This is a genomic window from Streptomyces sp. NPDC002623 (assembly GCF_053592635.1).
Genome location: NZ_JBSFWB010000008.1, coordinates 74,928 through 92,349, shown reverse-complemented (window position 1 = coordinate 92,349; position 17,422 = coordinate 74,928). Strand labels below are relative to the sequence as shown.

Annotated in this window: 18 protein-coding genes; 9 read left to right on the top strand and 9 right to left on the bottom strand. The window is 73.4% G+C overall.

The window, feature by feature from the left end:
* Nucleotides 1-61 precede the first annotated feature (61 nt).
* Nucleotides 62-1,513, top strand: coding sequence for a glycoside hydrolase family 26 protein (locus tag ACWD4O_RS16680; protein ID WP_451280451.1), 1,452 nt, complete (start codon nt 62-64; stop codon nt 1,511-1,513).
* A gap of 28 nt (nt 1,514-1,541) precedes the next feature.
* On the opposite strand, the gene ACWD4O_RS16675 is transcribed toward ACWD4O_RS16680, so the two are convergent.
* From ACWD4O_RS16675 to ACWD4O_RS16635, 9 genes are read right to left on the bottom strand one after another with little or no spacing between them, the layout of a single operon-like run.
* Nucleotides 1,542-2,657, bottom strand: coding sequence for a GNAT family N-acetyltransferase (locus ACWD4O_RS16675; protein WP_451280449.1), 1,116 nt, complete (start codon nt 2,655-2,657; stop codon nt 1,542-1,544).
* Nucleotides 2,654-3,301: a lipopolysaccharide biosynthesis protein gene (locus ACWD4O_RS16670; protein ID WP_451280447.1), complete on the bottom strand. Its 648-nt coding sequence runs from the start codon at nt 3,299-3,301 to the stop codon at nt 2,654-2,656. Before ACWD4O_RS16670 ends, ACWD4O_RS16675 begins: the two co-directional genes overlap by 4 nt.
* Nucleotides 3,298-4,461, bottom strand: a complete 1,164-nt coding sequence (locus ACWD4O_RS16665; protein ID WP_451280445.1) for a glycosyltransferase — start codon at nt 4,459-4,461, stop codon at nt 3,298-3,300. Before ACWD4O_RS16665 ends, ACWD4O_RS16670 begins: the two co-directional genes overlap by 4 nt.
* Nucleotides 4,458-5,198: a polysaccharide deacetylase family protein gene (locus ACWD4O_RS16660; RefSeq protein ID WP_451280443.1), complete on the bottom strand. Its 741-nt coding sequence runs from the start codon at nt 5,196-5,198 to the stop codon at nt 4,458-4,460. The genes ACWD4O_RS16665 and ACWD4O_RS16660 overlap by 4 nt, the downstream gene beginning before the upstream one ends.
* Nucleotides 5,185-6,876: a murein biosynthesis integral membrane protein MurJ gene (gene murJ, locus ACWD4O_RS16655; RefSeq protein ID WP_451280441.1), complete on the bottom strand. Its 1,692-nt coding sequence runs from the start codon at nt 6,874-6,876 to the stop codon at nt 5,185-5,187. Before murJ ends, ACWD4O_RS16660 begins: the two co-directional genes overlap by 14 nt.
* A complete protein-coding gene (locus tag ACWD4O_RS16650; RefSeq protein ID WP_451280439.1) occupies nt 6,873-8,312 on the bottom strand; it encodes an O-antigen ligase family protein in 1,440 nt (479 codons plus the stop codon). The genes murJ and ACWD4O_RS16650 overlap by 4 nt, the downstream gene beginning before the upstream one ends.
* 10 nt (nt 8,313-8,322) lie before the next feature.
* Entirely contained in the window at nt 8,323-9,738 is a 1,416-nt protein-coding gene (locus ACWD4O_RS16645; protein WP_451280437.1) for an exopolysaccharide biosynthesis polyprenyl glycosylphosphotransferase, read from the bottom strand.
* Nucleotides 9,735-10,910, bottom strand: a complete 1,176-nt coding sequence (locus ACWD4O_RS16640) for a glycosyltransferase (protein WP_451280436.1) — start codon at nt 10,908-10,910, stop codon at nt 9,735-9,737. The genes ACWD4O_RS16645 and ACWD4O_RS16640 overlap by 4 nt, the downstream gene beginning before the upstream one ends.
* 53 nt (nt 10,911-10,963) lie before the next feature.
* On the bottom strand, nt 10,964-12,088 hold the full coding sequence (locus ACWD4O_RS16635) for a DUF3344 domain-containing protein (RefSeq protein WP_451280435.1): 1,125 nt from the start codon (nt 12,086-12,088) through the stop codon (nt 10,964-10,966).
* A 239-nt stretch (nt 12,089-12,327) separates the two neighbouring features.
* On the opposite strand from ACWD4O_RS16635, the gene ACWD4O_RS16630 reads away from it, so the two are divergent.
* The 8 genes from ACWD4O_RS16630 (at nt 12,328) to ACWD4O_RS16595 (ending at nt 17,394) form a co-directional block, all read left to right on the top strand.
* Nucleotides 12,328-12,567 carry a chaplin gene (locus tag ACWD4O_RS16630; protein ID WP_450945814.1) on the top strand — a complete coding sequence of 80 codons (240 nt, stop codon included), beginning with the start codon at nt 12,328-12,330 and terminating at the stop codon, nt 12,565-12,567.
* Nucleotides 12,568-12,764: 197 nt separating this feature from the next.
* On the top strand, nt 12,765-13,460 hold the full coding sequence (locus tag ACWD4O_RS16625) for a hypothetical protein (protein WP_451280434.1): 696 nt from the start codon (nt 12,765-12,767) through the stop codon (nt 13,458-13,460).
* 140 nt (nt 13,461-13,600) lie between these two features.
* A complete protein-coding gene (locus ACWD4O_RS16620; protein WP_450945816.1) occupies nt 13,601-13,888 on the top strand; it encodes a hypothetical protein in 288 nt (95 codons plus the stop codon).
* Between the two features lie 169 nt (nt 13,889-14,057).
* A complete protein-coding gene (locus ACWD4O_RS16615) occupies nt 14,058-14,558 on the top strand; it encodes a DUF5949 family protein (RefSeq protein ID WP_451280432.1) in 501 nt (166 codons plus the stop codon).
* A complete protein-coding gene (locus tag ACWD4O_RS16610) occupies nt 14,558-15,178 on the top strand; it encodes a vitamin K epoxide reductase family protein (RefSeq protein ID WP_451280431.1) in 621 nt (206 codons plus the stop codon). Before ACWD4O_RS16615 ends, ACWD4O_RS16610 begins: the two co-directional genes overlap by 1 nt.
* A gap of 116 nt (nt 15,179-15,294) precedes the next feature.
* On the top strand, nt 15,295-15,816 hold the full coding sequence (locus tag ACWD4O_RS16605) for a hypothetical protein (protein ID WP_451280429.1): 522 nt from the start codon (nt 15,295-15,297) through the stop codon (nt 15,814-15,816).
* 203 nt (nt 15,817-16,019) lie between these two features.
* Nucleotides 16,020-16,544 (top strand): tyrosinase family oxidase copper chaperone, encoded by a 525-nt coding sequence (locus tag ACWD4O_RS16600; protein ID WP_451280428.1) that lies wholly within the window; start codon nt 16,020-16,022, stop codon nt 16,542-16,544.
* Entirely contained in the window at nt 16,528-17,394 is an 867-nt protein-coding gene (locus ACWD4O_RS16595; protein WP_451280427.1) for a tyrosinase family protein, read from the top strand. The genes ACWD4O_RS16600 and ACWD4O_RS16595 overlap by 17 nt, the downstream gene beginning before the upstream one ends.
* Nucleotides 17,395-17,422 lie beyond the last annotated feature (28 nt).

Genomic DNA, 17,422 nt, shown 5'->3' with positions numbered 1-17,422 from the left:
GACTGTGTGTCAGTAATGCGCGGACATTGCGCGTTACGTGAGAGTGGAGAAAGGAGCAGGCATGACCCCACAGCAGCGAACCGCGCGGTCCCGACGGCTGGCCGTTGTCGCGGCGTCGGTCGCGGCGTCGGCCGTTCTGGCGTCCGGACCTGGATTCGCCGCGGGCGCGGGGGTGGTGCGGGTCGCCGATCCTCCCGCTCCCACCCCGACCGTCCCGAGACCCGCGGTGGTCGAACCGGTGCCCGAGCCGGTGCCCGAACCGGCCGCCCTCGTGCAGACGGCGACGACCCTGCCGACCACCGCGCCCCTGCCGCCCGTCGCACCGGTCGCACCGGTCGCGCCCGTTGTACCGGTGACCCCGACGCAGACCCCCGCGCCGTCCACCACGCCGTCCACCGTGCCGACGAAGGCCGCAGCCTCCGCGTTCGGCGCCTACCTCGACTACGGCGCCCGGGGCGTGGCCCGGATCGCCGAGCTCAGCGAGTGGCTGGGCGGCGCGAAGCTGCGCGTCGGCCACACCTACCTGCCGGGCGACCGGTGGCGCAACATCGCGGGCCTGCCCGGCTTCCTCGACGCGTGGGCCAAGTGGAGGCTGGAGCGGGACGACCGGATGTTCGTCCTCAACGTGCCCATGATGGAGCGCAACGAGGAGGGCGTCTCCGACGCCGAGGTGCGCAAGCTGCTGCGGCAGGGCGCGGCCGGGGAGTTCGACCACCACTACCGGGCTCTCGCCGAGCGGCTGGTCGCGCTGAAGGTGCCGGACACGGTGATCGTGCTCGGCTGGGAGATGAACGGCATCACGTACACCCATCGGTGCGGGCCGGACCCGGAGGCCTGGAAGAAGTACTGGAACAGGATCGTCTCCACGATGCGTTCGGTGCCGGGTCAGAAATTCAAGTTCGACTTCGCGCCGAGCCGCGGCAAGGACGCCGTTCCCTGGACCCAGTGCTACCCGGGGGACGACACGGTCGACATCCTCGGAATGGACTCCTACGACCAGCCGACCGGTCTGTCCTTCGACGAGCAGGTGAAAGAACCCTACGGGCTCCAGGCCCACGTGGACTTCGCCAAAGCGCACGGCAAGCCCATTTCCTACCCGGAATGGGGACTCTTCCGTAACGGTGACAACGCCGAATACATGCGGCGCATGCTCGCCTGGATGGACGAGCACAAGCCGCTGTACAACACGCTGACCGACTACTGCCCGCACGGCGTGTGGCAGTGCCGGCAGAACCCTCGGTCGTCCGCGGTCTACCGCTCGCTCCTGTCCGGCCGCACCGACGAGCCGGGCACGACGCCGACGACTCCGGGGCCCTCCGCGGAACCGTCCGTCGAGCCGACGACATCGTTGCCCACCACGGTCCCCACGAAGGAGCCCGCTGAGGAACCCACGCCCGAGCCCAACGCCGAACCCCAGGTGAACTGCCTGCCGATGGACCTCGGCGACTGGGTCGAGTACTGGCTCGGCGGCAAGCTGTGCCTCCGCCTGGACTGGTGGTCGCGCAGCGGGTGAACCGCGGTGCCGTGGCGGCAGGCCCGCGTCAGGACCTGCCGCCACCGGCCCGCTCCTTCCGCTGCTCCAGCCGGAGCAGCAGCTCCTTGCCCCGCCGCCGCGCGGCCACGTCGCACAGCGCCGCCGACAGCAGCGGCGCGGTGCGCCGACGGGCCAGCAGCAGCCGCTGGTTGACGACCGGTTCGGGCCGCCAGTGGTGCTTGTAGGGCTCGTTGCCGCGCAGCAGGCTCAGCGCGGCGTGCCCGCCGCCCCGGGTGTGCTCGGCGCACGCGTCGAGCAGCATCACCGCCACGTCCGCCTTGCGCTCGCGCAGCTGCGGATGGGCGCCGTAGAGATAGCCCCCGGCCAGCCGGCGCGACAGCAGGGTCAGATCGACGGCCACGACGTCGTCGTCCAGCCGGAACTCGGTGACCACCGCGTCCCCGGAGCGCACCATCGGCGCCACCGAGCGCACCAGGTGCTCGCAGAACCGGGGCAGCAGGTGCTCGCCCGTCACCTTCCGGCCCTGCCACTGCAACTGGTGCAGTTCCAGCAGCCGTCGCAGCGCCGGGTCGACCTCCTCCGGGCGCACGACCTGCCGCTGCACGCCCAGCGCGGTCAGTTTGCGCAGCTTGGCGCGCACGCGCTGGGCCTTCGCCGAGGGCAGCCGGGCCACCAGCTCGTCCATCGGGACGGCGGGCAGCTCCAGGCACACCGAGTCGTTCACCCGCCGCCGCGGCCCGTGCCACAGCTCGTAGACCTGCTCCACCGCACCGCCCGGGCGCACCTCGCGGAAGTCGATCAGCGCGGTGCGGGCGGCCGCCGCGAGGCCCTCGGTGAGCGCGGCCACGGCCCGCTCGCCGTGTTCGTCGTCGACGAGGACGTCCCCGTAGTCGGAGATCGCCCCGCCGAGCGGCACCAGCGCGGGCAGCGGTCGGCGGACGGCCGTCAGCGGGGCGGCGGCGACGAGTTCGGCGCCGTCGCGGACCAGCAGCAGCCGCAGCTGGCCGGGCCTGCCGTACGAGAGCCACCACGAGTGCAGCCAGGCGTGGCTCTGGAACGGGGTGGCCGTCGCGCACCGCTGGTACAGCCGGCCCCAGGCGGGTGCGAGGGCGGCGAACGCCTGTTCGTCGGTGACGACTTCGGCCGTGAACGTCGGCTTCACAGCGCTCCGTGGGCTTCGGCGGCGAGGGCCGGGCCGGGGACGGCGGCGGGGCGCACGGCCTCCTCCTCGCGGTCCCGCCTCGGCCGCACCAGCAGCGCCAGCCCGCCGAGCAGCCCGCCCGCGCTCGCCCCCACCAGAGTGGTCACCGTCGGGGACGCCGAGGACGGCGCGGTCGGCCGGACGGCGCGCGCGAACTGCTGGAGCTCGACGTTGGTGGCGGACCGGGAGCTCTTCGCGTGCTGGGTCAGCGAGCGGGAGACCGCGTTGGCCATGTCGGCGGCCAGGTCGGCGCGCGTGGAGGTCGCCGTGATGGCGACCATCGGGGCGTCCGGCGAGGTCGCCGTCTGCACGTTTCGCCGCAGCGTGTTCACCGGCACGCCCGCCCAGACCTGCGCGTCCCCGAGCACCGCGAGCTGGGTGGCGACCCGGCCGTAGGCCTGCGCGAAGCCGAGCGCGGACGCCGGGTCGGACTTCGCGGTCGGGACGGCGACGACATAGGCGGTGGCCGAGTAGACGGGCGCCTTGACGGTTCCGTACGCGCCGCCGAGCAGGCCGCCGGCGACGGCGCCGGCCGCGAGCAGGGACCAGGGCGGGAGCGCCTTGGTGCGGCGCAGTGCGGCGGGACGGCGGGGGTTCTCGGTCATGGGGAACTGACTCCCTGGGGTGTCGGGGAAGCGGGGGAGAGCCGGGTTGGTCCGGAGACGGTGGCCGCGTACACGTCCATGAGCTGGGCGGCGCTGCGGGCGATGTCGTAGTGGCGGGCGGCGCCCGGGGCGGTGCGCGGGCCGGGGGGCCGCGCGCGGGCTTCGGCCAGCGCGCGGACGAACGCCCGGGGGCCGCCGGTCACCCGGCGGGCGCCGGCCGCCTGCGCGGGCAGGTGCTCGATCGCGGGGCAGGAGGCGTAGAGCACGGGCAGTCCCGAGGCCAGGGCCTCCACGACCGCCAGGCCGAAGGTCTCCTCGGGGGAGGGGGACACGAACAGGTCCATGGCGCAGGCCAGGGAGGGCAGGTCGGGGCCGGGCGTGCCGTCGGAGACATAGGGGCGTTCGCCGGTGAACAGGACGCGGTCGGCGACGCCCGCCTCGTGCGCGGTGCGCCGCAGCACGTTCTCCTCGGGACCCCCGCCCACCAGCAACAGCCAGTGGTTGTCCGGGAGTTGAGCCAGGGCCTGGATCACGACGTCGAAGCGTTTGCCGGCCGTGAGCCGTCCGATGCCGCCGACGACATAGGCGTCGTCCGGCAGTCCGAGGCGGCGCCGGGTGGTGTGGCGCGCGATCGGATCGAAGCGGAAGCGGTCCAGGTCGATGCCGTTGGGGACGACCTCGATCCGGGGGGCGGGCACCCCCCAGTTCCGCAGCCGGTCGGCGACCGTGGGCGAGACGGCGACCGTGGTGCGGCCCAGCCGTTCGCTGGCCAGATAGAGCGCGCGGACCCCGGAGGTCAGCTTCCGCCCCTCCAACTGCGAGTCGCCCAGGGAGTGTTCGGTGGCCACGACGGCGCGGACCCCGGCGAGGCGCGCGGCCAGCCGGCCGTAGACGCAGGCCCGGTAGAGGTGGGTGTGGACGAGGTCGTAGCCGCCGGAGCGGATGATCCGGACCAGGCGCGGCAGCGCACCCAGATCGCGGTTGCCGGCCATGCCGAGGTGGACGACCCGGACCCCGTCCTCGGTCAGCCCGTCGGCCACCGACCCCGGGTTGGTCAGCGTCACCACATCGCAGTCGACCGGCAAGTGCCGCAGCAGCAACCGCAGTTGCTGCTCGGCGCCGCCGACGCCCAGCCCCGTGATGATGTGCAGGGCCTTCACCGCAGCCCCTCGACGGGACGCCGGCGCAGGCTGTGCAGCCGGTACTTGAGGAACAGGCGCAGCGTGTTGTCGTCCTGCCCGATGTGCACGCGCGGCAGGGCGTGCAGGCCGTTCAGCTCGCCGGGGTCGATCGCGCAGCCGTAGCCGTAACCGGCTTCGCGCACGGCGTCCATGGCCCGTCGGTCGATCGTCCCGTACGGGTAGCAGAAGCCGTCGATCTCGGTGCCGAGCAGCGCGGAGAGGGCGGCGCGGCTGTCGACCGTCTCCTTCTTGAGGGTGAGGTCGTCGGCCTTGGTGAGATCGACGTGGGTGAGGCCGTGCGAGCCGATCTCGACGCCCTCGTCGGCCGCGCAGCGGATGCCGTCGGCGGTCAGCAGGGGCTTGCGCGGGCCCAGCGGGTCCCAGGCGTTGTCGCCGCCGAGCCGGCCGGGCAGCACGAAGAGGGTGGCCGTGCAGCCGTGCCGGCGCAGGACGGGCAGGGCCTCGGTGAGGAAGTCGGCGTATCCGTCGTCGAAGGTCAGGCCGACCAGGTCGTGGCCCCGGCCCTCGGCGCGGGCGGCGAGCAGCCGGGCCATGGAGACGCCGTGCAGTCCGCGCCGCCGCAGCCACGTCAGCTGCTTGTCGAGCCGTTCGGGGGTGACCGTGATGCGGTAGGGGTCCTCGGTGCAGTCGTTCACGGAGTGGTACATCGCCACCCACGGGACGGAACTGCGTCGGCGGTTGTCAGGAGCGGCCATGGGAGAGCCTTCGGGTCGCGGAACGTACGGAACGGAGTGCGGAGACGATGCCCTGGGCGCCCAGGGCGCGGCCGAGCAGCAGGAAGACGACGGTCACGGTGCAGCCCCCGGCGGCGAGACCGGCCATGGGGTCGGTGAACTGCGCGGCGGCCAGGGCCCCGACCGGGGTCGCGACCAGGGCCGCGCGCATCGGCCGGCTCAGCTCGCGCAGCACGCCCCGGACGCCGATCGGGACGCTGCGCGGACCCATCCCGGCCAGCAGCACCAGGGCGGTGACGGTGATGCCGGTCGCGTTGGCGGCGGCGATCCCGTACACCCCCCAGGCGTCGACGCTCAGTGCGCCGATCCAGGCGGTCACGGCGATCCCGGCGGCCATCGCGCCGACCGGGTACCAGGAGCCGCGGCCCGCCGAGAAGTAGGAGCGGGCCAGCGCGCCGACCATGGTCTGGCCGAGCAGCCCGAGCGCGTACACCCGCATCACGCCCGCCGTGGCCGCCGTGTCCTGTGCGGTGAACGCGCCCCGCTGGAAGAGTAGTTCGATCATCTGCGGCGCGCAGGCCACCACGGCGGCGGTGCCGAGCAGCACGATGCAGGCGGCCAGTGCCAGATCCCGCTCCACCCGGTTGCGGGCCCGCTCGGTGTCCCCCTCGGCCAGCGCCCGCGCGACCACCGGGAAGGTGACCGTGCACACCATCACCGACAGGATCATCGGCATCTGCGCGACCTTCTGCGCGTAGTTGAGGTGCGAGATCGCCCCGGCCGGCAGATTCGAGGCGAGGAACCGCTCGACGAGGGTCTGGGACTGCCGGCACAGCGCGAACAGCAGGACGGTCGTGAGCAGCGCGGTGTCGAGGGGCCGGGGCTCCTCGACGAGCTCCGTCCCGTCCGCCCGGCGCTTCTTCCTCAACTGCCCGCACAGAGAGGGCAGTTGGACGATGACCATGAGCAGCCCGCCGACCGCCACCCCGGCCGCCGCCGAGCGCACCCCCCAGCGCCCGCCGAGCACGAACATCCCGGTGATGATGCCGACGTTGTAGGCCACATAGATCGCCGCGGGCGCCACGTACCGCCGGTGCGCGCGCAGGGCCGCGCTGCAGTACCCGGCGAGCCCGAAACTCACCACGCAGGTCGCGGTCAGCCGGGTGCAGTCGACGGCGAGCGCGGGGTCGGGCAGACCGGGGGCGAGGACCGCGACCAGCTGGGGGGCGATGCCGATGAACAGGGCGCCGACCGCGACGAACGCCAGCGACAGCCGGGGGAGCGTGCCGGCCACCAGGGCCCGGACCGGGTCGCCGGGGTCGCCCTGGGAGCGGCGGGCCAGCGCCATGCTGAACGCCGGGATCAGCGCGAACGCCAGTCCGTCCTCGATCAGCAGCGTGGCCGCGAACTCGGGCACGGTCCACGCGACGAGGAACGCGTCGGTGTCGCTGCCCGCCCCGAACAGCCGGGCCAGCGCCTGGTCCCGCACCAGGCCGAGCAACGCCCCGGCGACGGAGAGGGCGGCGGTGACGGCCGCGGCCCTGGCGAGGAAACCCCGTGATGCCGGGGGAAGGTCGCCGGCCTCCCCGGCAGCTTCCTCGGCCGTCTCCCCGGACCGTGCGGTCGGCCCGGCGGTCCGCGCCGACGGAACGGACACGGGTCCGTCCGTGCGAGGCGTCCGAGGAGGCTTCACCGTCATCGCGCGAGCGCCCCCTCGCGCCCGCCGCTGCCGTCACGGAAGTTGCCGCCATGGAAGTCGCCGCCATGGGATCCGTCGCCATGAGGGCCGTCACCATGGGAACCGTCGCTCCCGCCGTTGCCGCCCACCAGCGCCCACCAGGCCACAAGCCCGAAGACGACGGCGGTCAGCACGGTCGACGGCCCGCCGATGTCGGCGTACATGAAGTCGATCAGCTGCCAGACCAGCAGCCCGCAGGCGACGAGCGCACAGTCGAGACCGGGACCGCGGTCCCCGACCCGGAGCCGGCCCCGCAACGCGCACGCCAGCAGCGCCAGCCAGCCGCCCGCGAGGGCGAGCAGCCCGATCAGGCCCTGCTCGCCGAGGATCAGCAGATACATGTTGTGCGGGGACAGCAGCGGCTGCCGGACGAAGCCGGTGCCCGCGCCCGCGGTGTCGCTGCCGGAGGACAGCGCGAGCGACGCATGCGCGTCCCGGTGCTCGGGGAAGCCCTTCAACCCGACGCCGGTGAGCGGCTGTTCGCGCCACATGCCGACCGCGGCCGCCCACATCGTGAACCGGTCGGTGACGGACTGGTCGGGCGCGTCCGCGACCTGCGTGATGCTGCTGACGCGCTCCTGGAGCATCGCCGAGCCGACGCCGAACCCGCCCACCAGGACCACCCCGGACAGGGCCACTGCGGCGCCGACCTTCAGCGCCCGCCGCAGCCCGGCCAGGGCCAGCTGGAGGGTGCAGGTCAGCGCGGTCGCGATCCACGCGCCCCGGCTGAAGGAGAGCGCCAGCGGCACCAGCAGCGCGAGCGCGAAACCGGCGGCGATCGCCCGCTGCCGCAGGGAGGCCCGGCCGAGCGCCAGCCCGACCGCGCAGACCAGCCCGAAGGACACGACGGTCGCCATGCCCATCACGTCCTGCGATCCGAAGGTGCCGACCGCCCGGATGTCCTCGCCCTGGTAGGAGGCGCCGGTCCCGGTGACGAACTGGTGGACGCCGACCGCCCCCTGCCACCCCGCCAGCCCCACGAACGACCAGGCGAGCATCCGGAAGTCCGACCGGCCCCGGATCAGCAGCAGCACGGCCGCCGGAACCAGCACGAACACCTGGAGATAGCGGCCGAGGCCGGTCAGCCCGGCGCCCGGCGAGGAGGCGTTGAGCGCGGCGAGCGTGAGCCCGACGACCGGCAGGCCGAGCACCACCGCCGCGGAGTGCGACAGCCGACGTCTCGGGTGTCGCAGCTCCCGGACCACACACCACCCCACGACGAGCGCGGAGAGCGCGTCGGCCGGTCCCGCGCCGCCCTCCCCGCCGGGGGAGGCGGGCAGCGCGAGCAGGGCGACCACGGCGACCACCGGCAGCACCGGCGACAGCGACCGGGCACGGGACAGCGGGAGGGGAAGAGTCGGGGGCGGGGCGAGGGGCGGGGGCGGGGCGAGGGTCATCGGTTCGGTTTCAGCTCCCGGTCGGTCGCACGAGGGCGGCCGCGGTGCGCAGCAGCAGGCACACGTCCTGCCACAGCGACCAGTTGTCGATGTACGCGTTGTCGAAACGGGCCCGGTCCTCGATCGAGGTGTCGCCGCGCAGCCCGTGCACCTGGGCGAGGCCGGTGATGCCGGTCCGCATCCGGTGCCGGGCCGCGTATCCGGGGTAGGTCTGGCTGAACTGGCCGACGAAGAAGGGGCGTTCGGGCCGCGGCCCGACCAGGCTCATGTCGCCGCACAGGACGTTCCACAGCTGGAGCAGCTCGTCCAGCGAGAACCGGCGCAGGAAGCGGCAGAAGGGGCTCATCTCCCGCTCGCCGGCCACGCTCCAGCGGGTCGCGGCCTCGTGCTCGTCGACCGGCCGGTGGGTGCGGAACTTCAGCAGGGTGAAGGGCCTGCCGTCCTTGCCGATGCGCTCCTGCCGGAACACCACCCCCGGCCCGTCGGACAGCCGCAGCGCCACCGCGCACACCAGCAGCAGCGGGCTCACCAGCAGCAGCAGCGTTCCGGAGACGGCGATGTCCAGCAGCCGCTTGCCCAGGCTGCCCCGGCGCCGGACGCCCATGTCGAGACGCCGGCAGGAGAACCCGGCGAGCTGCTCGCGGCTCGCGTACGAAGGGGTGTCGGCGTCGATCTCCCACACCGTGCAGCCCGACTCGGCGAGCGCCCGCAGCAGCGGGCCCTGCACACTGCGCACGGCGGGGTGGACGCACAGCACGTCCCGGACGCCGTTCTGGATGAGGGCCCGCTGCACCTCCTGACCGGTGGTCAGCACCGGCAGTCCGTCGGCGCCGTCGGGCTGTTCGGCCACGATCCCCACCGGCTGCACCCCGCACCGGGGGTGGCGCAGCACGGCGGCGGCCACCCGCTGCGCGGTCGTGGCCGGGCCGATGACGAGCGCGGCGCGCGGACGGCGCAACAGCGCCCGGTGCCGCCGCAGATGCACGAGCGCGCGAGCGACGCAGCCGGCCGCGGCCTGCGCCGCACACCCGAGGAGCAGGGTGCGGGCCGACAGCGCGTGCGTCGGGTTCCATGCCGCCACGAGCGTCCCGAGCGCCAGCCAGGCCACGGCGATCCGGCCGCACACGAGGGGCAGTTCGTCCAGCACCCCCGCCACCGGGCGCTGGTGCTGAGGGCGCAGCAGCATCGTCGCCGCCACCAGCAGGGCCACCAGCAGCGGGCGGCGCTGTGCCCCGGTCAGGGCCAGCGCGCCCACGAAGGCGGCGAGGCCGTCGGCGAGCAGCAGCGGGACCGGCGACGCGGGCCGCGCCACGGGCCGCCGGGTGGGGAACCGGAATCCCGCTGCGCTCTCCCGCCGCGGAATGACCGAGACGGGCGAGTATCCGGGCTGCGCGCCCGGGGAGGGGACGGTGCTTTCCGCAGTCACGAGTGGATGGACTCCCTGCACTCGGTGGGCGCGACGTGCGCCCCTTCCGTGGTCGTGAGCAGTTCGCGGTACACACCCGCGACCGCCTCGGCCGCGCGCCGCACGTCGTGGGTGGCCAGGACGTGACGACGCCCCTGGTGGCCGAGCGACTCGCGCAGCAGCGGGTCGAGCAGCAGTGCGGCGACGGCGTCGGCCAGCGCCGCCGGGTTCTCGGCGGGCACCAGACAGCGGGCCGCGAGCGCACCCGGGAGGCTCTCCCGGGCGCCGTTCACCTCGGTGACCACCACGGGCCGCCCACAGGCCAGCGCCTCCAGCGGGGTCAGCGCCATGCCCTCCCAGCGGGAGGGGAGCACGACCAGATCGGCGGCCTGGTACCAGGGCGCGGCATCGGCGACGGCCCCGGCGAACAGCACGGACTTCGGTGCGCGGGCCCGCAGTCGCTCCCCGTCCGGCCCGTCGCCGACCAGCACCAGCCGGGCGTCGGGCGCCTTCGCCGCGACGGCGTCCCACGCCCGCAGCAGCACGTCCTGCCCCTTCTGCCGGCACAGCCGCCCCACGCACACCACCAGCGGGGCGGCCGGGTCGAGCCGGGGGAGCAGGGCGGCCCGCACGGTGTCGACGGGAGCCGGGTGGAAGCGCTCGGGATCGATGCCGTTGGGGATGACGCTCCACCGCCCGGCGATCCCGGCGCGCAGACCGGTGTCCCGCTCCGCCTCGCTCACGCACACCACGCGATGTGCCCAACGCGCCCCGAACCGCTCCCACTTGAGCGCCAGGGCCGCGGTCGTGCCGCCGACCGCCTCGAAGGACCAGGCGTGCGGCTGGAACACGGTCGGGATCCGTCCGCGCACCGCGAGCCGCCCGGCGAGACCGGCCTTCGCGCTGTGCGCGTGCACCAGGTCGGGGCGTACCTCGTCGAGCACGCGTACGAGCCGCCGCACCTCACCGGGGACCGAGGGCCCCGGCGACCGGGTCGCCGCCCAGTGCCGTACGTCGGCCCCCAGGGACCGCAGGTCCCCGGCGAGCCGGCCGGCCGGACAGGCGACGGTGACGTGCAGGCCGGCCGCGAGCTGGGCCCGCGCCAGGTCCGTCACGACCCGGGGGACCCCGCCGTCCACGGGTTGGGTGAGGTGCAGGACCCGGGTTCTGTCGTCGGGTTCTGGCTGGTGCATTGCGCGGTTTCCTCGCTCACGGTGGCGCTCGGGACGTGCGGGAACGCGCCTGACTACTTCTTTCGTGTGTCGACGGCGACGAAGAGCGCCCCGGCCCACGCCGCGTCCCGCTGGGAAACGAGCCGAACGGTCAGCTGGTCACCGCCGCGCCGCAAACCCCCGCCTAGATCGAACACGTCGGAGTCGTAGCCGAGGGTGTTGACGTACGCCGGTACACGCGCCGCCGGAGCCTCCCCCGGTTCGCTGATCGTGGAGTTCAACACATCGTCAGATGGATTGACCGGATCTTTGAGCGCGACGGCGGCCCCGCTTCCGGTCGAGAGGGTGAACGAATCACCCGAACGGCCGAGGTCGCCGCGGTCGCCGTCGTAGGCGACGAGTCCGGCCCGGCCGCTCGCGCCCTTGGGGATGTCGAGCCCGCGCAGCCGGAGTTCCTTCCCGGCGGCGGCCTCGAGGGTGTCGAAGCCGTCCCAGAGCGACAGGTCCCGCAGCGGCTCGGCCGCGTTCTCGTAGGCCACGACCAGCGTCCAGCCGCCCCAGGCCCCGGCCGCCGACTTCCCCATGGCCACGTTGATCTGCGCGACCGTGTACAGCCCCCGACCGCTCTCGCGCACCAGCTTCGTGACGTCCGCGGAGGCCTGGAAGGCGTCGGCGCCCTGGGCCACGCGGTGGCCGACGACCGTGTCCGCGAGCACCTCCTTGTACTCCCCGCCCGGCTCGGCGATCAGCACCCGCCCGTTGTCCTTCGGCGGCTTCTGCTCGCCGACGCGCAGGTTGCCGCCCCAGTACAGCCGCGCGTACGACACCCGCGCGCCCTGCGGCAGACGGACCTCGGCGCGGGAGGAGTTGTAGGTGTTCGGGTCGCTGTCGACGTCGACGTAGAACATGTCGAAGTCGTTGTTGGCGGCCGCCTTGCCCTGGCGCACGGCGGGACAGGCGGGCGCCGCGCCGATCGCCGGGGCGGCCCGGCAGCTGATGGCCGCGTTGGCCGCGCGGACGATCCCGCCGTGCTGTGTCGCGTGGTAACGCTGCGCGAAGGCGAGGCGCGTGGCCTCGGCGGCGGGCGGCGCGGCGCTCGGCGCGCCGGTCGCACGGGCGCCGGCCGACGCCCCGAGCGAGGCCAGCGCGAGGACACCGATCGTCGCGCGGCGCAGCGACGGACCCAGGGAATTACGCATGAGCGGCGGTGCCCTTTCGTGCGATTTGCTTGCTATAAGCGTGGGTCGGACGGTTCGCAACTCTAGCCGATATCAGGATTAATCCTGCGAAACCGGACAAGTGTGTCGGAATGGTGAAGTCGAGCCTCCGGTGACATCACTCATTTGGCGGCACAACCCTCGTGAGTCCCGCGCGTTGACTTCAGCGCCGGGCATCCCCGCCCGGGTGTTTGTGTCAAAACCCCAAGGAGCACCTCTCCATGTCGCGTATCGCGAAGGGCCTGGTCCTGACCTCCGTTGCCGCCGCGGCCGTCGCCGGCGCCTCCGGCATCGCCGCCGCCGACAGTGACGCGAACGGCGTCGCCGCGCACTCCCCGGGCGTGCTGTCCGGCAACGCCATCCAGGTTCCGGTTCACATCCCGATCAACCTCTGTGGCAACACGATCAACGTGATCGGCCTGCTGAACCCGGCCTTCGGCAACACCTGCATCAACGACTGACGTCGTCCCTCAGAGGTCACGACACGTCATTCGCCGAACGGCCGCCCTCCCGCCAGGAGGGCGGCCGTTGGCGTTGTTCGGGGCACTGCCCCGAACGGGGGATGGGGCCGCGACACGCTCGGCGGGCCTTGTGTTGCGGAGTGCGACGGCGGTTTGCACCGTGGGCTCGAGACCCGACGCAATCGAGAGGATTTCCCATGCGTGATCTGCCCGTACGGCGTATCGCTTCCACCGCACTCTGCGCCACCCTCGCCCTCGGCATCGCCGCACCCGCCGCCATGGCGGCCGACGGAGCCGCGGCCGGTGAGCGCATCACCGCGGCCTCCGATGCGCCCGTCCCCGGCGTGGCCGCGCTGCTCGCCCAGGCGGAGGACCTCGGTGTATTCGGCACCGACTTCACCCCGGTCACCGACCTGATCGACATCGTCCTCGAACTCGACGACGGCCAACTCACCGCCGCCCAGGCGACCGAGCTCGCCGACGCCATCAAGACCTTCGTCACCAAACTCACGACAACCACCCCACTGGCCCCGCTGACCCCACTGAACCCGCTGAACCCGCTGAACCCGCTGAACCCGCTGGCCCCACCGGCCCTCCCCGCAGAGCAGGCGACGACACTCCCGGCCGCCCCGGCGACGACGCTCCCGGCCGCCCCGGCGATACCGGCGGACCCGGTGACGACGCTCCCGGCCAAGCCCGTACTGCCGGCGGAGCCCGCGCTCCCTGCGAAGCCCGTCGCCGCGGCCGAACCCGCGCTTCCGGCGAAGCCCGAGCTGCCCGCGCTCAGCAAGATCGGTGACGTCGGAAAGGTGCGGGCGGCCGCGGCAGCCGCAGGGCTCGGCCCGACCCTGCCGAGCCTGCCGGTGGAGGCGCCGGCGTCGCCCGTCGACTGACGGCCGCCCACCGGTTCCGGCACCCCCCATTCCCGCACCCCGGAGTTCCCCCGGGGCGCGGGAATTTTCTGTGTACGGGGTTTCCGCATCCGACAGGGATCGTTATGCACGGCGTCAGAATTTCCCCGGAAAGGAATCCGATGAAGTCCCTGAAGGCTGCCGCTGTCGTTGCCGGATCCCTGGTCCTCGCCGGTGCCGCCGCGCCCGCGTTCGCCGCCCCCGCCGACCTCACGCCCACCAGCCTCAACGGAGCCGTGGACACCCTCGCCAGGGGGCCCATCAACCTGGAGGACGCGTTGCCGCTGCAGCACCAGTCAAACGCGCTCGACACCGAGAACAAGGACTCCGTCCTCAGCACCGTCAAGGGCGCGACGGGCGCCCTCAACAGCCACAACGCGCTGCTCGGCGGACTGCCGCTGCAGGGCTGAGCCGCTCGCCCCCGAAGGGCCGGTCCCGTCACCGACGGGACCGGCCCTCGGTGCTGTTCGAGCCGGGTCGAGCGGCGCGTACCTCGTTCGTGTGGCGCAACGGATCGGCGTCCCCCGGTCGGGTGAGAACGCGCCCGGAGGGCCTGCGCTGCGCCGATAGGGTCGCGCGGTGACCTCAACCCCCAGCACCACCCGCCCCTTCCGCGTGACCGACCTGGGCACCCTCGTCGTGATGCCGTGGAGCGGCGAGGCCCCCGACGGCAGCGACATGCCCTACCTCCTGGCCTACTCCCTCGGCGACACCGAGGACGGCCCCGAGGGGACGGCCGCCGCCGTCCGGCGACTGCTCGCCGACCACGGCATGTCCGTCGGCGGGGACGTCGTCGACGGCACCGAGCGGCCGAGCCTGCCGTTCAGCCTGCTCGTCCAGTCCGGCGCGGCCGTCCTGAACATGCCGAACCTCAACGCCCAGTGCCTGCCGCCGCCGGAGTGGCTCGCGGCCGTCGAGCAGCGCGGCTACGCCTACTTCGTCCTCACCGCCCGCGCCTGGCCGGAGGCCACCCCCGGGCGGGCCGTCACGCCCGAGGCGCTGGCCGCGTTCGCGGGCGCCGACGAGACCCTGACGGCCGCGGCGCACATCGTCCTGCCCGCCCGCCGCCTGCGCGGCTGATGCCTCAGCCCCAGCCTCAGCCCCGGCCCCGGCCGCAGCCGGTGGTCGCGGGCGGCGGCCGCGCGTACGCCCTGCTGCTCGTCCTCGCCGGTGCGGCCGGACTGCTGGCCGCGTGGGTCATCACCCTCGACAAGTTCAAGTTGCTGGAGGACCCCGGTTTCACCCCCGGGTGCAGCCTGAACCCGGTCGTCTCCTGCGGCAGCGTCATGACGAGCGACCAGGCCTCGGCGTTCGGGTTCCCCAACCCGATGCTGGGCCTGGTGGCCTACGGGATCGTCGTGTGCGTCGGCGTGAGCCTGCTGGCCGGCGCCGCCTTCCCCCGCTGGTACTGGCTCACCTTCACCGCCGGCTGTCTGTTCGGCGTCGGGTTCGTGTCCTGGCTGCAGTTCGAGTCCCTGTACCGGATCAACGCCCTGTGCCTGTGGTGTTGTCTGGCGTGGGTCGCCACGATCCTCCTGTTCTGGTACGCCGTCTCGTACGACGTACGCCACGGCTTCCTGCCCGCTCCGGCCGGAGTACGGAGTTTCCTCGCCGAATTCACCTGGGTTCTGCCGCTGTTGCACATCGGAGTGGTCGGCATGCTGATTCTGACCCGATGGTGGGATTTCTGGACGAGCTGATCATTCGTAGCACTAATACGGCACCCGGGGGAATTGTGAACTGATGCCGTTTTCCGGCTCGTTACCCGGTACGGACGCACCCCCCCCGTACACCTCCGAAAGGGCCCGTACCCGAGATGAAGTCGACCACCCGAGGAACCCTCGCCGCAGTGATCACGTGTGTCGCGGCCGCAGCCGGCGCCGCCGCCGGTGTGGCGCCCGCCGCCGCGATCGGCACGGTCCCCGTCCCCGTACCGCTGGACGGCGTCGAGAAGTCCCTCAACGTGGAACTGCCCAGGATCGGCGGCGAGATCCCGCTGCCGACGCCGGGCGCGCCCGAGGGACCGCGCTTCGTCGAGGGCCGTCTCATCCCGGAGCGGGTCGTACCGCAGCTGCCCGTCGCCGCCGGACTGCCCGGACTGGGAGTGCGGGCGCCCCTGCCGGAGATCCTCGGGAACGAGTTCAACCACATCGGCCTCGACGCCCCCGCCTCCGACCTGCGCACCGTCGGCCCGGGCCTCGACGTCGACGCCCCGCTCACCGCGCCCAACCCCGACCACTTCGGGCTGCCGGACCTGAAGCTGCCCGAGGCGGGCGTGCTCACGCCCGTGCTGCAGACGGTGCCGACCGCGGACCTCGGGCTGGGCAAGGGGCTGTAGGGAGACGGGGAGAGCCGTAGCAGAACCGCCAAGACCACGGGCCCGGACGCCTCGTCCGGGCCCGTCGTCATGCCCGTCCTCCCACCCGTCCTCCCACCCGTCCTCCCACCCGTCCTCATGTCCGCATCCGGTGCCGGGTGGTGACCAGGCGGCCCACTCGACGGTTACCCCCAGGGAGAACCGAACCGGACGAGGAGAACACCATGGTCGTCAGCGTCGACGGAGTACCCGCGACCACCGAGTCGGCGGGCGCGGACAGACCCGGCCCGGCGAACCACACCCGACGGCGTGACCTGCTGCGCGGGCTGCTCGGCGGCGCCGTCGCCCTCGCGATCGTCCCCGTCGTCGCCGCCTCCTGGCCCTCGAGCCCGGCGGACGACAACCCCGCGGACTCCTTCCCCGACTCCCACGGCTCCCTCGACTCCCTCGACTCCTTCGACGAGATCTACCGGGGCCGGCACATCAGCGGGGCCCTGACCTCGACGGGGCGCACGGCCACGGCGTCCGACGCCCGGTGGACGGTCACGGTCGACGGCCGTCCGCTGCACCTCATGCGGCGCGCCGACGGCACCTGGCTGAGCATGGTCGACCACTACCGCTCGTACACCACCCCGCTGGAGGCGGCCCGCGCCGCCGTCGACGGACTCGGCCCGGGCGAGCGACTGCGCGAGGCGGTTCCGGCACACCACGACACGCACATGGGGGGACACCATGGCCTACATCCGTAAGGACGTCAGCACGCTCACCGCCGCCGAGCGGCGGCGCTTCGTCAACGCGCTGCTGGAGATCAAACGGCGGGGGGAGTACGACGAGTTCGTCCGGATGCACATCGACCACTACGTCTCCGACGGCGACGGCGGTCTGCGCACCGCCCACATGACGCCCTCCTTCCTGCCCTGGCACCGCAGGTTCCTGCTGGACCTGGAGGAGGCGCTGCGCCGGGTCGACTCCTCGGTGACGCTGCCGTACTGGGACTGGACGCGCGACCGCGCCTCGACCTCCACCCCCTGGACCGAGGACCTCCTCGGCGGCAACGGACGGCCCTCAGACCACCAGGTGACCACCGGCCCGTTCGCCTACGCCAACGGCGACTGGACCATCACGGAGAACGTGACCGACGGGGCGTTCCTCACCCGCGACCTCGGCCGCGCCGGCGCCCCCATCGACCTGCCCGTCATGAGCGACGTGGACCGGGCGCTGCAGGACCCGGTCTACGACACCGAGCCCTGGGACTCGACGGCCGCCCAGGGCTTCCGCAACAAGCTGGAGGGGTGGGGGAGCGGTTCGGGCAGCGCCGCCTGGCGCAACCACAACCGGGTGCACCGGTGGGTCGGCGGGGTCATGCTCGGCGGCGCCTCCGTCAACGACCCCGTCTTCTGGCTGCACCACGCCTTCGTCGACCTGCTGTGGACCCGCTGGCAGAGCCGGCACGGCGAGCACCGCTATCTGCCCGCCGAGCCGCCGGGACCGCGCAGCCGCCAGTACCGCCGGGTCGTCGCCCGGCACGAGAAGCTGGCCCCGTGGGACGTGACCCCGGACCAGTTGGAGGACGCGTCCGGGACGTACCGGTACGCCTGACCGTAGGGGACGCGGGACCCCGTAGGGG

Coding starts and splice junctions, on each gene's coding strand:
- ACWD4O_RS16680 (WP_451280451.1), top strand. CDS start 62: ATGACCCCACAGCAGCGAACCGCGCGGTCCCGACGGCTGGCCGTTGTC.
- ACWD4O_RS16670 (WP_451280447.1), bottom strand. CDS start 3,301: ATGACCGAGAACCCCCGCCGTCCCGCCGCACTGCGCCGCACCAAGGCG.
- ACWD4O_RS16660 (WP_451280443.1), bottom strand. CDS start 5,198: ATGGCCGCTCCTGACAACCGCCGACGCAGTTCCGTCCCGTGGGTGGCG.
- murJ (WP_451280441.1), bottom strand. CDS start 6,876: ATGACGGTGAAGCCTCCTCGGACGCCTCGCACGGACGGACCCGTGTCC.
- ACWD4O_RS16650 (WP_451280439.1), bottom strand. CDS start 8,312: ATGACCCTCGCCCCGCCCCCGCCCCTCGCCCCGCCCCCGACTCTTCCC.
- ACWD4O_RS16640 (WP_451280436.1), bottom strand. CDS start 10,910: ATGCACCAGCCAGAACCCGACGACAGAACCCGGGTCCTGCACCTCACC.
- ACWD4O_RS16635 (WP_451280435.1), bottom strand. CDS start 12,088: ATGCGTAATTCCCTGGGTCCGTCGCTGCGCCGCGCGACGATCGGTGTC.
- ACWD4O_RS16630 (WP_450945814.1), top strand. CDS start 12,328: ATGTCGCGTATCGCGAAGGGCCTGGTCCTGACCTCCGTTGCCGCCGCG.
- ACWD4O_RS16625 (WP_451280434.1), top strand. CDS start 12,765: ATGCGTGATCTGCCCGTACGGCGTATCGCTTCCACCGCACTCTGCGCC.
- ACWD4O_RS16620 (WP_450945816.1), top strand. CDS start 13,601: ATGAAGTCCCTGAAGGCTGCCGCTGTCGTTGCCGGATCCCTGGTCCTC.
- ACWD4O_RS16610 (WP_451280431.1), top strand. CDS start 14,558: ATGCCTCAGCCCCAGCCTCAGCCCCGGCCCCGGCCGCAGCCGGTGGTC.
- ACWD4O_RS16605 (WP_451280429.1), top strand. CDS start 15,295: ATGAAGTCGACCACCCGAGGAACCCTCGCCGCAGTGATCACGTGTGTC.
- ACWD4O_RS16600 (WP_451280428.1), top strand. CDS start 16,020: ATGGTCGTCAGCGTCGACGGAGTACCCGCGACCACCGAGTCGGCGGGC.
- ACWD4O_RS16595 (WP_451280427.1), top strand. CDS start 16,528: ATGGCCTACATCCGTAAGGACGTCAGCACGCTCACCGCCGCCGAGCGG.